Origin of the sequence: Paraneptunicella aestuarii, assembly GCF_019900845.1 — a bacterium.
In the GTDB taxonomy this organism is placed as follows: domain Bacteria; phylum Pseudomonadota; class Gammaproteobacteria; order Enterobacterales; family Alteromonadaceae; genus Paraneptunicella; species Paraneptunicella aestuarii.
Genome location: NZ_CP074570.1, coordinates 1861588 through 1874863 on the forward strand (window position 1 = coordinate 1861588; position 13276 = coordinate 1874863).

A 13276-nucleotide genomic window follows, 5' to 3' on the forward strand; every position below is an offset into this window, starting at 1 on the left:
TTGCTCGTTTCGAGTTGATGTGTTTTGAGAGAGCCGCAATTTAGCGTCAGAACGAGTCGTTATTCCCTTGCTAAAATTCTTATGTATCAAAGGGTTAGGCCGCCTGTTTAGTGAATTCTTGTAACATATCGCCGATAAGTTTAACACGCTCTTCGGCGTTGTCCGTGTTTATTTTAAATTTCAGTCGTTGTGGGCCATCCAGTTTGTAAATGTTGGATTGCGCCTGAATTAAACTGATGATAAAGCCGGGATCCACCTTGGTATTTTGGGTGAATTCAATAAAACCTCCGCTCTGACTGGCTTCAATTTTCTGAATACCTACCTGTTGCGCCAGCATTTTCATTTCACTGATCTTGAACAGGTTTTTGGTGGCATCAGGTAACAAACCAAAGCGGTCAATCAGCTCAACCTGAACATCTTCCAATTGATCCATATTCTTGCAGGAGGCAATTTTCTTGTATTGCGACAGTCGTGTATTGACGTCTGGAATATAGTCTTCCGGTAACAGTGCCGGAATACGTAATTCGATTTCCGTTTGCTTCGCCAATACATTTTCCAAACTCGGCTCTTTGCCTTCTTTTAGGGCTTCAACGGCCAGTTCCAGCATATCCATATACAAGCTAAAACCGATGGTCGCCATTTGGCCTGACTGGTCTTCACCTAATAATTCACCTGCGCCACGTATTTCCAAATCGTGTGTTGCCAGTGCAAAGCCGGCTCCCAAATCTTCCAATGAAGAAATGGCATCCAGTCGTTTTACTGCATCTTTGGTCATGCGCTTGGGGTGAGGCGTGAGCAGGTAAGCATAAGCCTGGTGATGAGATCGTCCTACACGGCCTCTAAGCTGATGTAATTGCGCCAAACCTAGATGATCGGCTCTGTCCATAATGATGGTGTTAGCGGATGGTACGTCGATACCGGTTTCAATAATGGTGGTACACACCAGTACATTAAAACGCTGGTGGTAGAAGTCAGACATAACCCGTTCCAGCTCGCGCTCTCGCATTTGGCCGTGAGCTATGCCGATTTTTGCTTCGGGTACGATTTCAGCGATTTCGTTGGCGGTTTTCTCAATGGTGTCGACTTCATTGTGCAGGAAGTACACCTGACCACCACGCAGGATTTCACGCATAATGGCTTCGCGAACCAGCTGTTTGTCTTTTTGTCTGACAAAGGTTTTTATTGCAAGGCGTTTTGCAGGCGGTGTCGCGATGATGGACAAATCACGCATACCACTTAATGCCATATTAAGCGTTCTTGGGATGGGTGTCGCGGTGAGGGTGAGTATGTCAACTTCGGCTCGTAGCGATTTGAATTTCTCTTTTTGCTGCACCCCAAAACGATGTTCTTCGTCGATGATCACCAAGCCCAGATTAGCGAATTTAACGTCTTTCTGGATCAGCTTGTGAGTACCTACCACAATATCGACTTTGCCATTAGCCAGGTTTTCCAGCACTTGATTTTGTTCTTTGGTGCTTCTGAAGCGGGACATCACATCAATGCGCAAAGCCGTGTCTGCGAAGCGATCAACGAAGTTTTCATAGTGTTGTTGGGCTAATAGCGTGGTAGGGACTAATATCGCCACCTGCTTATTCTGGCTGGCGGCTATATAGGCTGCACGCATAGCCACTTCGGTTTTGCCAAAGCCCACATCACCACAAACCAGTCTGTCCATGGCGTTGGGTGATTGCATGTCATTGAGTACGGCGCTGATAGCTTGTTGTTGATCAGCGGTTTCTTCAAAAGGAAAGCTTTCACTAAAGGCGCGGTAGCCATCCCAGTCTAATTGATATGCATGCCCCGGTTTGGCTGCGCGCTGAGCGTAGATATCCAGCAGTTGTGCCGCCACATCACGAATCTTCTCTGCGGCTTTTTGCTTGGCTTTTGACCAGGTTTCTGTGCCCAAAGTATGCAGAGGAGCATGGTCGGTTTCGCCGCCTGTGTATCGACTGATTAAATGCAGTGAGCTTACAGGAACGTAAAGCTTGGCGCTTTTGGCATATTCCAGAGTCAGGTATTCTGCTGGGATACCACCGACATCAAGTGTTTGTAACCCCAAAAAGCGACCCACACCGTGATCTAGATGCACAACGGCTTGTCCCGGTGTAAGTTCTGCCAGGTTGCGAATAACGGCGTTTTCATCGGTTGCTTCACGTTTATCGCGTAAACGACGTTGACTTATTTTGTGTCCTAGCAACTCGGTTTCGGTAATAAAGGCCAGAGCTCCGTCGCTTTCGTGCAGAATAAAACTGTGCTCGACCAGGCCAATACATATGCCAATGGGGGCATGTGTTTTTACGAATTCATTAAAACTGGCAACGGGTTCTGGTCGAATATTGGCTTTGCTCAATAATTCCAGAAGGGTTTCTCTGCGACCTTGCGATTCGGCACAAAACAGCACTCGGATTCCTGTGCTTTTCCATTCTTTAAGCTGTTCCTGTAACTTGATGGTCGGCACTTTGACTTGAGGATTAATGCCAATATCACCAATATTTTCAATCTGATAGTTGATGGTTTGAGCATTATCTTCGCCTGCATCTTTAAACAAGGACAACCGAGGCCATTGTTTTAATGCTTCGAATAATTGGTCGACACGCAGAAAGAGAGATTCTGGCGGCAATAAGGGTTTGAGTGGATCCCAACGATATTGTTCATAGCGCTCATTGAGATCGGCCCAGAAGAATTCAGCAGAGTGATACAAGTCACCATGCATCATCACTAATGTGTTTTCAGGTAAATAATCGAACAGGGTGGCAGTTTGCTCAAAGAACAGTGGCAGGTAGTATTCGATACCCGCTGGCATGATGCGGTTGCTGACATCCTGAAAAATAGAGCCCTTTCCTAATCCGGCATCAAACTGTTGTTTGTATTGCTCACGGAAGCGATTAATTGCCGCTTCGTCTGTAGGGAACTCATGTGCCGGGAGCATACGAATACTTTCAACCGGCTCTTGCGAGCGTTGACTGTCGGGGTCAAAAATACGAATGCTGTCAATTTCATCATCGAACAAATCAATTCGGTAAGGGTCTTTGCTACCCATTGGGTAAAGGTCGATGATGCTGCCACGAATGGAGAATTCACTGTGCGCCATAACCTGATTAACGTGGGTATAGCCTGCTTTTTCCAAACGTCTGCGAAATTGTTCGATATTAAGTGTTTGGCCTTTTTTCAGTATCAGTAGGAATTGCCCGAGATAATCAACCGGAGCCATGCGTTGCAGTAGCGTATTTACCGGTACGATAAAGATCCCGGGTTCGCTTTGGGTCAGGTGGTACAGGGTTTCCAGACGCTGAGAAATAATATCCTGATGTGGCGAAAAATTATCATAGGGAAGGGTTTCCCAATCGGGGAATACTTGAACGGGAGCTTGCAAAAAGAATTTGATTTCTTTTTCCAGTTTCAGCGCGCTTGGTGTATCAGCCGTGACCAGCAAAATGCGTCGTTGACTGGATTTTGCGGTATTGCTTATTGCCAAGGCGGCAGAGCTACCTTTCAGATTTGCCCAATGCTTATGATCGCCTGCTTTTGAGGGCAGTACAGGCGCGAAAATACTACTGGCCATGAATGCTTGAAGATACTTGATTAATTTGTCTTTAGCTTACTTTTTCGGCTGCTTGCGCAACTGTTTTGATTGCAAATGTAAGCTCGCTCTTACCAACAGTTCCTGATCCTGCTCACGGATGCGGGTATAAATGAGCGACACATTGTATTGCTCTGGTATTTCATCGCAAGCGCTATCTGTGTCAATATTTGTAACTGAGTCTGTTTCGACTTTTTCGCACTTTATCACTTCACCGTAACAAAACACTGCGCTGGCCTCGACGTCTAAAAAGAGTTTGAGTTCATAGCATGCGCCAACAGGCATCGCTTCAGGTGACTTTAGGGTGAGCCCACTGCCGCCAAACTCAATTGATTTAAACTGATGATCAGAGTGATCTTCCTGTCGCAATACATAGGACATGATGAGATCAATCTTGTGTGATTGGTGGTTGAGAAATTCAGCCAGTTCAGTGGCGTGGTCGCTGAGGTTTCTGAGCGATCTCAATGCCTGCGATTCAATATGAGCGATATCGCTGGCAATGCGAAATGCGTAGGGCATGTGCTCGGTTAGATTTTCTTCATCGGGAAGAACGAAATCATCTGGAACGGGAACGGCATTTACATTAACCGCGTGTTTGATGGTGAAGAATTCGTTAAATTTCTCGATTTTCTCTTCCAGACTTAAATTTTCCATCAGCTAATAAACGCTAAAATATCTAAGATTGACATGGTGTTAGAGTAGTACGGTTGGTTTCGAATTCCAAGTAAATCATGGCTTGAAGCTCGCAATTAACCGGAGTTATTTAGCTTTTGCTAAACCATTTCAACAAAGGTAAAAGCAACGGCTGCGATCATTAATGTGGCAAAACTGGAGCGCACGATTTTGGCTGAGGTTGGTTTTTCAAACAGTGGACGTAGCACGCTTCCCATCGCTAACCAGATAAAATCCAGAATTGTGGCGAGTATAAAACAGGTGGTTGCGGTAGCGATTAAGCCAAGCTGCGGTGATGCTAGTGGTAAAGTAAATTGAGAGAAAAGAGCCAGCAACGCTGCATAAGCTTTGGGGTTGAGTAGATTTAGAATAAATCCATCAATTAATCCTGGCATTTTTTCAACATTAATATTTGCTTGTTGCGGGCTAAGTATGGGGACTCTAGCTATTTTAACAGCGACATAAATAATATAGAGACCACCCACAACTTGCATGGTCAGTTTTAGGGCTGGAAAGGCTGTAAATAAGGCTGTCAGCCCCAATGTGGTAGTGGTGATAACCACTAATAGTCCTAGCAAAATGCCGCTTAGAAAAGGTAGCCCTTGCTTGGTACCTATGGTGGCTCCTGTCGCTGCTAAAGCTAAAGGCGCAGGTCCAGGTGATCCCAGTAATAATGATGTAGCTACAACGAGAGAAATAAACTCTTCCATGTTCAACCTTCTTTTTTGTAGGGGATGTTGATTACTTTTGCATTTCTTTGGCTAATGAGTTTGAGCCATTTTCTTGCAGCTTTGAGATAACGTTTTCTCTGTCTTCCAAACTTCGGTTCTGGCTGAACTTGTATTTTCCCTGAATTTCGGTAATCGCGATTTTTATGCCAACAATCATATTCAGCATGGAGGCTTTGTAGTCAGGTTGCCAGGGATTCGGATTTTGCCTCTCGTAGATTGCACTGAGTTCTTCGACCAGAGTCTGAAGTTCGTCAGAATCTGTCATTAACTCGGCTTTGCCGTATACATGTACGGCTTGATAGTTCCATGTTGGTACACCTTGTGATTGATACCAGGTTGGGGAAATGTAGTCGTGAGCTCCCTGAAATGTCACCAATATTTCCTGGGATTCAATGGATTGCCATTGAGGATTACGCCGAGCTACATGACATAGAAGCTGTTGCTTGTCTTCACTCAGTTTAAAGGGAAGGTGGCTGACAAATGGGCGACCATCTATATTTGAGATGAGTTGACCAAATGCATGGCTCTGAATAAAGCGATGGAGTTCTTCCTGATCCTTTACTTCAAAATGCTTGGGAATGTACATGATGCTGCCGTGCGTTTGCGAAATATCTGGAGCGATAATAGCGGGAGTTTAAAGTGGTGTCCTATTTCATTTCTCTATACATGAAATAGGACAAATCTATTTCTATATTAATATGTTGAATGCTCGAACCTAAATTACTGTTCCAAATAATCAGTCACATACAGAAAGTAGTGAGCAGACCCTCAGCCCCGCTTCCCACTTAATGAATGGGCGAAGCGGCAGTGGAGACTCCAGGGATTCCTTTCTTCAATAAAGAGGCGTCGAGTCTGCGATCAATTTCTGTAGGTGACTTACAGTTGTGTACACTTACTTAGATGTTCGTGTTATCGACAAGCGCCTTGTTCTCTTTTTGCAGATTTAAGATACCTCGAAGAATGAGTAATTGAGCCACATAGTAGGTGGTCATGATCAGATAGCGCTCATTGGGGATGGGTTCAATAAACTTATTCCAGGCAATCATTGAGTCTGAAATGATAAATGAAAAAGCCCCGAAGAAGTGGAGCAGGCTATGTCGCCATGCAAATATGGCAAACACACCCATTGACGCTATTACGCTGATATAAGCCGACACTGGTATCGCCAATTCCCCGGCAATAGGAATAACCTTTACTCCCATAGTGGCTGTCATACCCAATACAACGATCGTTAGTAACATTTTTGTCATATGGCGAGTTTTGTTTTTCAAACCCCAAAAAGCAGCTATGTAAAAAATGTGCCCGATAAGAAAAGAAGAAAGCCCAAAAAGGAAACTATTTTGGATGTTAATTGACAGGAAAATATCACCAAAAGAGCTAAACAGTAATGCAAGTGTTGTGAATGTGCGTAACTTACCTTCCAGTTCTGTATAGGAGTAATAAATCAGTAAGAATATGGGGGTTGCTTTTACAATAAAGTCTAGTGGGTAAGGACGAAAGTCCAGTGAGATTAGGTAAGCAACAGAAATAATTATGAAAGCTAAAACGATTTTGATCCCTTTGTTCACTGCAAGGCTTCTTCTTAAAAATGATTATGGTTTGCTAGCATGCATCGAAAGCCTCTTCGGCGCAAGATTTCAAATTAAGCTGTCTAAAATGTTTCACATAAATGCGTCAGAATCTTAATGGTGAATCATACTTTAGTCTAAACACCCCGATAAATAGGTTAAAAAATGACAACTTTTACGTCATGAGAGTTAGCCTTTTTGCGTCAAAGTGTGAATCTTATATTGAATTAAAATGCTTTATAAACAATATTTTGGCATTTAACTCTTTGTGAGTGTTATTTCATGTGTTCAATGGTGAGGAATGCTTGAGGTTAAAATATGATCCTTATCAATGACAATTCGATAATATTATGTAAAATAAATTCCGGATTGAGGGCTGATAGAGTTAAAAGTTTGGAGATTTAGCCCGATATAAAATAGTTGGGTCAGTGAGGGGAAACTCAAAGCAGTGCTCAGCCATTTTCAAATGTAGGAGTTATTTGGATGAATTTTTTTTTAAAACAATCGGTAAGATTAAAAATTCTGTTGATACCCATTGTTGGAGTCATTGCATTTTTCATTTATCTGTTTGTGAATATGTGGGCGATGAATCAAAACCTACATTTGTTACGAGATGCCAAAGAAATTCAATTCCCTCTTTTTCAAATTTCAGCAAATGCGTTAAAAAAACTGGAAGATATTAAAATCGCACTCGGTGACGCGGCTATCATGGGCGAGAGCGATAAACTGGATGCCGCAAACGATTCCTATGATTTACTCAAAAGTGAATTAAATAAAGCTTTATCTATTGATGAATCTGCAAAAGGTCAGATTAATGAACTCATCAAGCAGCTTGAGATTTATTACCCTCACGCTTATAACATTTCTAAAGGAATCGTTGAAGAAACTGCCGACTTTTCTACCTTGGCTGAAGACAGCCGTATCATGACGGAAAGGGTGAACAAACTGTATGACGATTTTGTTGCCTTTAATTCCAGTCAGAAGAAATCTTTCCTTGATGCGTTTAATGAAGTGAATGAAAACACAGAATCGACCGTGTCTATTGGCTTCATTCTTGGTATAGGTACTGTCATTGTTTTGTCTTTGGTATCTATTCCAATTAGTGCCAGTATCAAGAAGAGTATTGATGAAGTGAGTATTTCCATGCGCAAGATTGCTAACGAAGATGGCGATCTGACTGTGCGCATTAGCACAAAAAGCCAGGATGAGATGGGGCAGCTAGTACACTGGTTCAATACCTTTATTGAAAAGTTACAGCGAACTATCAAGCAAACTGTTGATACCGCACTGCCGCTGGCTGAAACCACTGTGACAATTCGCGAGTTAACCACTCAGTCCCAAGTGATATTTGAACAGCAGTTGGCAAGTAGCTCACAGTCTCGCATGTCTGTTGTTGATATGAGTGATAGCGTTGGACGTATTGCCAACAATGCGGCGAATGCTTCCAGCTCTGCCAATGAAGCTAAAAATGCTGCCACTATTGGGCTGGGTGATCTGCAACATGCTATCGACAACATTCACGCATTGTCTCAAAACATTACTGAGTCTGCTGAGATCGTTACCAAGCTGGAACAGGAATCAGCCAAAGTTCATGTGGTACTTGACGTTATTAAAGGCATTGCTTCTCAAACTAACCTGTTAGCCTTAAATGCCGCCATAGAGGCTGCGCGTGCTGGTGAGCAGGGGCGTGGTTTTGCGGTGGTTGCCGATGAAGTTCGAAGCCTGGCGATGCGTACTCAGGATTCTACAGAAGAGATAGGTCATATTCTCGAAGATTTGCAATCTACAGCCAAAGAAGCGGTGAATAAGATGCAAAGCAGCAGGGAGCAGGTTAGCGAGAGTGTTGAGCAAGCTTCGCAAGCGGGCGAAAGCTTGAAGACGGTGACCTCAACGGTACACGAAATCGATCAGATGAATAAGCAGATCGCGCTCGACATCAAGCAACAGAAGGACATTTCCAACCAATTGGTTGATTCTGTTACTGATATTCAAAACAAGACTCAGGAATCCAGTAATGCCAGCAATAAACTCAATGCAGTGAGTGAGCAATTGTCTCGTCTGGCAGAAAATCTGGAGTCTGTTGCGTCCCAGTTCAAAGTTTAATAGTCGTATGCGCCTGCATTGGGCGCAGTAATATCCGTTTAAAAACAGCAGTACCAAAATTGAGAATCTTTTAGGAGAGATAAAGCTATGAAGTTACTGAGAAATTCAATTCTCTTAAGCGCGCTGTGTGTACCGTTGGGTGTTCATGCCGCTGATGTGAACTTTTCAGGTTTCGCTACTCTTGCCGGCGGCATGACGTTGGATGATGGTGATGAATGGGAAGGTTATGATGACAGCTTCACATTTGACGCCAAATCATTGATTGCATTGCAAGCCTCTGCAGATTTGGGTGATGGTTGGGGTGTCACAACACAATTGTTGTCGAAAGGTATCGAAGATTGGGATATCAATGCTGAATGGGCGTTCATTAGCTACGACGCTAATGACAACTGGCGTTTGATTTTTGGTCGCCAGAAAGTGCCATTGTACCTGTACTCTGATTATCAGGACGTATCTTACGCTTATCATTTTATCAGTCCTCCGGGCGGTGTTTATGGTGCACCTTGGGACGTTGTTGATGGTGTTGGTTCAATCTACAACTTCAGTGTTGGTGAGTTTGATTCTACATTCCACGTCACGTTTGGTCGTAACAAAGACAAAATCGCCCAGTTACCTGATGCAACAGACGTGAATTTTGAAGACAACCTGACAGTTGCGTACACCTTAAACCGTGACTGGTTAACATTACGTGCCAGCGTATCAATTACGGATGCCACTATTGGTTTGCCATTCCTTGATCCGCTTGTGGGAGCATGGTCACAATTTCCTGCGCCTATGAATCAATTAGCAGATGATTTGGAAATAAGAGATGACCGATTCTTCTTTACAGGCTTTGGTGTAAAAGTTGATTATGAAGACTACTTGATGGTTGCTGAATACGCCAAAACAGATTTGGGTGATAACTTCTCCGCTAAATATGAGTCGTATTACGTGAGTTTAGCCAAGCGTTTTGACAACATAATGGTGCATTTTACCTATAACGCCATTGAGCAAGACCCTGATCAAATGCCTGATTATGCTCCGTATCCTGGTGCATGTATCGATCCTGAATCCTATGAATGTTTGTGGGAAGGCACAGCCGGTTTAATGATGGGTGCCGCTTCAGACAGAGATACATATACCTTGGGTGTTCGTTGGGATGTTAACGACTCAGTTGCTTTTAAAGCTGAGTACACTGACACAGAAGAAACCAATCCCTTTTACGAGACGGATATTCAGTTAGTTCAGTTTGCTGTAAGCACTGTATTCTAAGGTGAAATAATTATGAAAATATTATCTAAATTAAGTCTCATTTCGTTGTTGACGCTTTGTTTGATGATAAGTAAGTCTGCATTGGCCGAAATCGCTGTGGTGGTTAGTGCATCAAACAATAATGCTGTCTCACAATCGGAAATTAAACGTATTTTCCTTGGTAAACTTAAGAAGTTTCCTGATGGTAGTTCGGTAACGCCGATTAATCAGAATGCTGAATTAGATTTACGCAAGGCTTTTGACGAAATTGCTCTGGGTAAGTCTGCAAGCCAGATTAAATCCTACTGGGCGAAGGAAATTTTCAGTGGTAAGGGTAACCCTCCAAAGGAAGTGAATAGTGATCAGGAAGTGATCGCGGAAGTATCAAGTAATCCAAATGCGATTGGATATGTTGATGCTGCCAGTGTCAACGGCTCAGTGAAAGTCGTTGCTACATTCTAATTAATAAAGATAAATAGAATTTCCAGGAGACCCTCATTTGCTTTGTGTTGTTTGAAACGATATTGAATGGTTTCGAATCAACACAGCGCTGAATGATAAAAATGCCGCGAACAGTTCAACTGCTCGCGGCATTGTCGTTTTTGAGCACTTGGATCACTCAATCGCTTGTTTTAACCCTGGCTCAGGTTATTTTAATAACATCCGGAAATTTTATGCTTGCCCATTCGTGGCAAAGGTCGGCAACGTATTCGACAATGTCTGATTCACGGAGTTGTTTTGGAATAACAATATCGTGTGCGATACGTTTTTTTCCTTCATTGCCAAGGTAGTAGGCTACCCAGTTTTCTCTCGAATCTTTAATAATTTCAACATCTCTGCCGAATACGTTTAGTTTCATCTTTCTCTCTAATTATTTACGGATTGTGATACCAGTCTGCGGTTGCATTTAACTGAAATTGTTGGTTGCTACCACTATGGCAACTATATATTTGCAAACGCTGTCCGTTATAAGGCGAACCACCCGGAATGTCGATACAGTGAGTGTAGTTCTTGTCACGGTTTTTGAACTGTCCATTAGGCGTGATAGCCCACTTTTCCGAGTTACCGCCGTCACAGTCCCATAAGTGCATTTTGTCACCATTGTCGGCACTGCCTGAGCTGTAGTCGACACAATACTTGTCATTGCCTTTAATGCGTAATTGACCTTCGGCCGAGTACACGAATTTCTGTTCGTTGCCATTGTTACAATAGCGCATTTCTATGTTGCTACCATTGCCGTAACTGGTGTTGTCATCACTTAGGCATAATCCGGTATTTTGCACTGAATGGATGGTGAAGTAGCCTGGCAAGCTGCGGCGTTTGCCAACATAGTCAATGTTATTGCCAATGTAGGATGGTGTGCTGGATGCTGCCGATAAATCTATACCTACGCCTTGTACACCGTGAGCGATGGCGATCCACAATGCTGCAAAATCAGTATTGGCGAAATCACCTGCTTTGTCCCAAAGGTGCATAATCTGCTTGTATTCCGCCGCGCGGTTAGCCGTTGCTGTGTAATGATCGCCTGCTTTAACGTTGCCACAGAAAAACTTTTTGGAATTGCTGGCACTGATTGCATCGATAGTACCTGAGAATTCTTCTGGATCAGTGGTGTCGATATCCGGGCATAGGAAGGTGGCTAGATTGTCACCTCTATAGCCAAGAGCTTGCTCCATTCGCGCATTAACATCGCCTACATAACCGCCAGTTAGAGCGATGATGAGCTTGCCTTTCAAAGATGAAAGGGTAGGCCAGCCAACACGCTTTAAACTGGCGCGATAATCGCTGGTACTGAAATAGGGGTCGGTACTTTGTAAGTGCTGGATAAGCTCTTTGTAAGTAAAGCGACGATGAGCTGGAATATAACTTTCAACAAATTCATCCAGCATTTTCACTTCATCACCTTTCCAGGCGTTGAGTGGATCCCAGGATGCTTTCATGTCGATAAACAGCATGATTGGCGTGTCGGGGTTATTCGTATCTATCCAGTTCAGAATATCAGTCAGGCAATCGCCTAATCTGTCATTACTGCTGGCACTGCAATTTTCATTGCCTGCGTAGCCATCGTGGGAAACATAGGGGCCTTTGGTTTCAAGCTCCCAGTCACCTTTGTCTATGACGTCTAACTCTAAAGAACGATAGCCTTTGTTGAGCCAGTTTGTTAGCACTGAGTCGTGCTCATAGGAATTATGGGGTTGCAGGAAATAAGCTTCATCGAAGCGCATTGCACCAGTAACAGCTTGTGTTTGGTAGACAATGGCTTGAGTTGGTACAGATACCATCCAGGTAAGAATACCTGCACAGGCCAGCCTGGAAGGTTTTTTTAATGTATTGAATAAAAAGTTAATCATTGGGATCCTCATTTGAGAGTTCATTGTAGAAATGAATGCCGAATTAAATGCATCTCAACGGTAATATAAATTACCTAACAGAAAGATCCTAATAAGGAATTATGGCGATATGATGTCGCTAGCTTTACTGTCTGTAAAGCTAGCTTGGAAATAGGGGAATTACGCTTTATATAAAGTAAATAAGCCAATGACGATGAAAAGTGCGCCGGCGATGTAGTTCAATACTTTTTCATCTATGTAGTGAGAAAGTGTGTCGCCGACCAATACGCCCAATCCAGCAGAAACGACCAATGCAGCTGAAGCTGCCAGAAATACCATCCATTTACTGACGTTTTGCTCGGAGGCAAATAGTACCGTTGCCAGCTGTGTTTTATCACCTAATTCGGCAAGAAAAACGGTAAAAAAGATGGTGAGAAAGACTTTAAATTCCATTGTGATTACTCTTACTGATTTGAATTGGTTAGTTTTAATCGATTAGTTTGAATTTGCTTGTGTAGGTGGAACCCATATGGCTGTACCATGTGCAGTCTTATGAGTAAGCGGCATACCTACTTCAATGCCTATGGCAGTATGCCTTTCGTAGGTGCCAGAACCTGTGCTGATATAACCCGAATGCTCATCTCCAGTGCTTTCTAACAGCACGCCATTAGCGCCTAGCTTTGCCGCTTCCTGTTTCATGCGCTCTATTGCTGCATCAACTTTACCTTGCTCGGTAAAAGTCCAGGAGTTACGGCTAGAGGATTGTAATATGGCTATTTTTTCATATTCTGCGGGAGGTTCTGTGTACACCACCACTTGTTCTGGCGATATAGGAGGACGTTCCTGGCCTATGAGAACATGTGATGTACTTGAGCAAGCGCTCAGTAGTATCGAAAGCAAAATTGCAAAAATTCGAATCATGAGATTTACAAAAATATTGATTGGGTTTCAGTTAAGCGAGCGATTTTTAGAGTTATATCAGTTTGTAAGGCTGATGTGTTTTTCATCGCTTTTCTTGTGGCAGTATGGCCAAATTTGACGCGGAGTATAGCAGTTTATGGT

12 protein-coding genes are annotated in these 13276 nt (G+C 43.2%); 3 read left to right on the forward strand and 9 right to left on the reverse strand.

Annotation, left to right across the window (positions count from 1 at the left end; translation table 11 throughout):
- Positions 1 to 94: 94 nt before the first annotated feature.
- The 5 genes from mfd to KIH87_RS07795 all read right to left on the reverse strand — a co-directional run bounded on the left by mfd (position 95) and on the right by KIH87_RS07795 (position 6551).
- Complete coding sequence (gene mfd / locus KIH87_RS07775) at positions 95 to 3562, reverse strand: transcription-repair coupling factor (RefSeq protein ID WP_232360962.1); 3468 nt, start codon at positions 3560 to 3562, stop codon at positions 95 to 97.
- A gap of 36 nt (positions 3563 to 3598) precedes the next feature.
- The gene (locus KIH87_RS07780) at positions 3599 to 4234 is read right to left on the reverse strand and encodes a PilZ domain-containing protein (protein ID WP_232360963.1); all 636 of its coding nucleotides are present in this window, start codon (positions 4232 to 4234) and stop codon (positions 3599 to 3601) included.
- Between the two features lie 119 nt (positions 4235 to 4353).
- On the reverse strand, positions 4354 to 4962 hold the full coding sequence (locus tag KIH87_RS07785) for a LysE family translocator (protein WP_232360964.1): 609 nt from the start codon (positions 4960 to 4962) through the stop codon (positions 4354 to 4356).
- Between the two features lie 31 nt (positions 4963 to 4993).
- On the reverse strand, positions 4994 to 5569 hold the full coding sequence (locus tag KIH87_RS07790; protein WP_232360965.1) for an FMN-binding negative transcriptional regulator: 576 nt from the start codon (positions 5567 to 5569) through the stop codon (positions 4994 to 4996).
- Positions 5570 to 5879: 310 nt separating this feature from the next.
- Entirely contained in the window at positions 5880 to 6551 is a 672-nt protein-coding gene (locus KIH87_RS07795; protein WP_232360966.1) for a lysoplasmalogenase, read from the reverse strand.
- 483 nt (positions 6552 to 7034) lie between these two features.
- Between KIH87_RS07795 and KIH87_RS07800 the strand changes: the two genes are divergently transcribed.
- The 3 genes from KIH87_RS07800 to KIH87_RS07810 all read left to right on the forward strand — a co-directional run bounded on the left by KIH87_RS07800 (position 7035) and on the right by KIH87_RS07810 (position 10346).
- Positions 7035 to 8654, forward strand: a complete 1620-nt coding sequence (locus KIH87_RS07800; protein ID WP_232360967.1) for a methyl-accepting chemotaxis protein — start codon at positions 7035 to 7037, stop codon at positions 8652 to 8654.
- An 87-nt stretch (positions 8655 to 8741) separates the two neighbouring features.
- The gene (locus KIH87_RS07805; RefSeq protein WP_232360968.1) at positions 8742 to 9905 is read left to right on the forward strand and encodes a porin; all 1164 of its coding nucleotides are present in this window, start codon (positions 8742 to 8744) and stop codon (positions 9903 to 9905) included.
- Positions 9906 to 9917: 12 nt separating this feature from the next.
- Positions 9918 to 10346, forward strand: coding sequence for a type 2 periplasmic-binding domain-containing protein (locus tag KIH87_RS07810; protein WP_232360969.1), 429 nt, complete (start codon positions 9918 to 9920; stop codon positions 10344 to 10346).
- 181 nt (positions 10347 to 10527) lie between these two features.
- On the opposite strand, the gene KIH87_RS07815 is transcribed toward KIH87_RS07810, so the two are convergent.
- The 4 genes from KIH87_RS07815 to KIH87_RS07830 all read right to left on the reverse strand — a co-directional run bounded on the left by KIH87_RS07815 (position 10528) and on the right by KIH87_RS07830 (position 13135).
- Complete coding sequence (locus KIH87_RS07815; RefSeq protein WP_232360970.1) at positions 10528 to 10743, reverse strand: DUF7661 family protein; 216 nt, start codon at positions 10741 to 10743, stop codon at positions 10528 to 10530.
- A 16-nt stretch (positions 10744 to 10759) separates the two neighbouring features.
- Complete coding sequence (locus tag KIH87_RS07820) at positions 10760 to 12235, reverse strand: ricin-type beta-trefoil lectin domain protein (protein ID WP_232360971.1); 1476 nt, start codon at positions 12233 to 12235, stop codon at positions 10760 to 10762.
- A gap of 159 nt (positions 12236 to 12394) precedes the next feature.
- Positions 12395 to 12667, reverse strand: coding sequence for a TMEM165/GDT1 family protein (locus KIH87_RS07825; RefSeq protein WP_232360972.1), 273 nt, complete (start codon positions 12665 to 12667; stop codon positions 12395 to 12397).
- Between the two features lie 42 nt (positions 12668 to 12709).
- A complete protein-coding gene (locus tag KIH87_RS07830; RefSeq protein WP_232360973.1) occupies positions 12710 to 13135 on the reverse strand; it encodes a hypothetical protein in 426 nt (141 codons plus the stop codon).
- Positions 13136 to 13276: the final 141 nt, after the last annotated feature.

Coding starts and splice junctions, on each gene's coding strand:
- mfd (WP_232360962.1), bottom strand. CDS start 3,562: ATGGCCAGTAGTATTTTCGCGCCTGTACTGCCCTCAAAAGCAGGCGAT.
- KIH87_RS07780 (WP_232360963.1), bottom strand. CDS start 4,234: ATGGAAAATTTAAGTCTGGAAGAGAAAATCGAGAAATTTAACGAATTC.
- KIH87_RS07785 (WP_232360964.1), bottom strand. CDS start 4,962: ATGGAAGAGTTTATTTCTCTCGTTGTAGCTACATCATTATTACTGGGA.
- KIH87_RS07790 (WP_232360965.1), bottom strand. CDS start 5,569: ATGTACATTCCCAAGCATTTTGAAGTAAAGGATCAGGAAGAACTCCAT.
- KIH87_RS07800 (WP_232360967.1), top strand. CDS start 7,035: ATGAATTTTTTTTTAAAACAATCGGTAAGATTAAAAATTCTGTTGATA.
- KIH87_RS07805 (WP_232360968.1), top strand. CDS start 8,742: ATGAAGTTACTGAGAAATTCAATTCTCTTAAGCGCGCTGTGTGTACCG.
- KIH87_RS07810 (WP_232360969.1), top strand. CDS start 9,918: ATGAAAATATTATCTAAATTAAGTCTCATTTCGTTGTTGACGCTTTGT.
- KIH87_RS07815 (WP_232360970.1), bottom strand. CDS start 10,743: ATGAAACTAAACGTATTCGGCAGAGATGTTGAAATTATTAAAGATTCG.
- KIH87_RS07820 (WP_232360971.1), bottom strand. CDS start 12,235: ATGATTAACTTTTTATTCAATACATTAAAAAAACCTTCCAGGCTGGCC.
- KIH87_RS07825 (WP_232360972.1), bottom strand. CDS start 12,667: ATGGAATTTAAAGTCTTTCTCACCATCTTTTTTACCGTTTTTCTTGCC.
- KIH87_RS07830 (WP_232360973.1), bottom strand. CDS start 13,135: ATGATTCGAATTTTTGCAATTTTGCTTTCGATACTACTGAGCGCTTGC.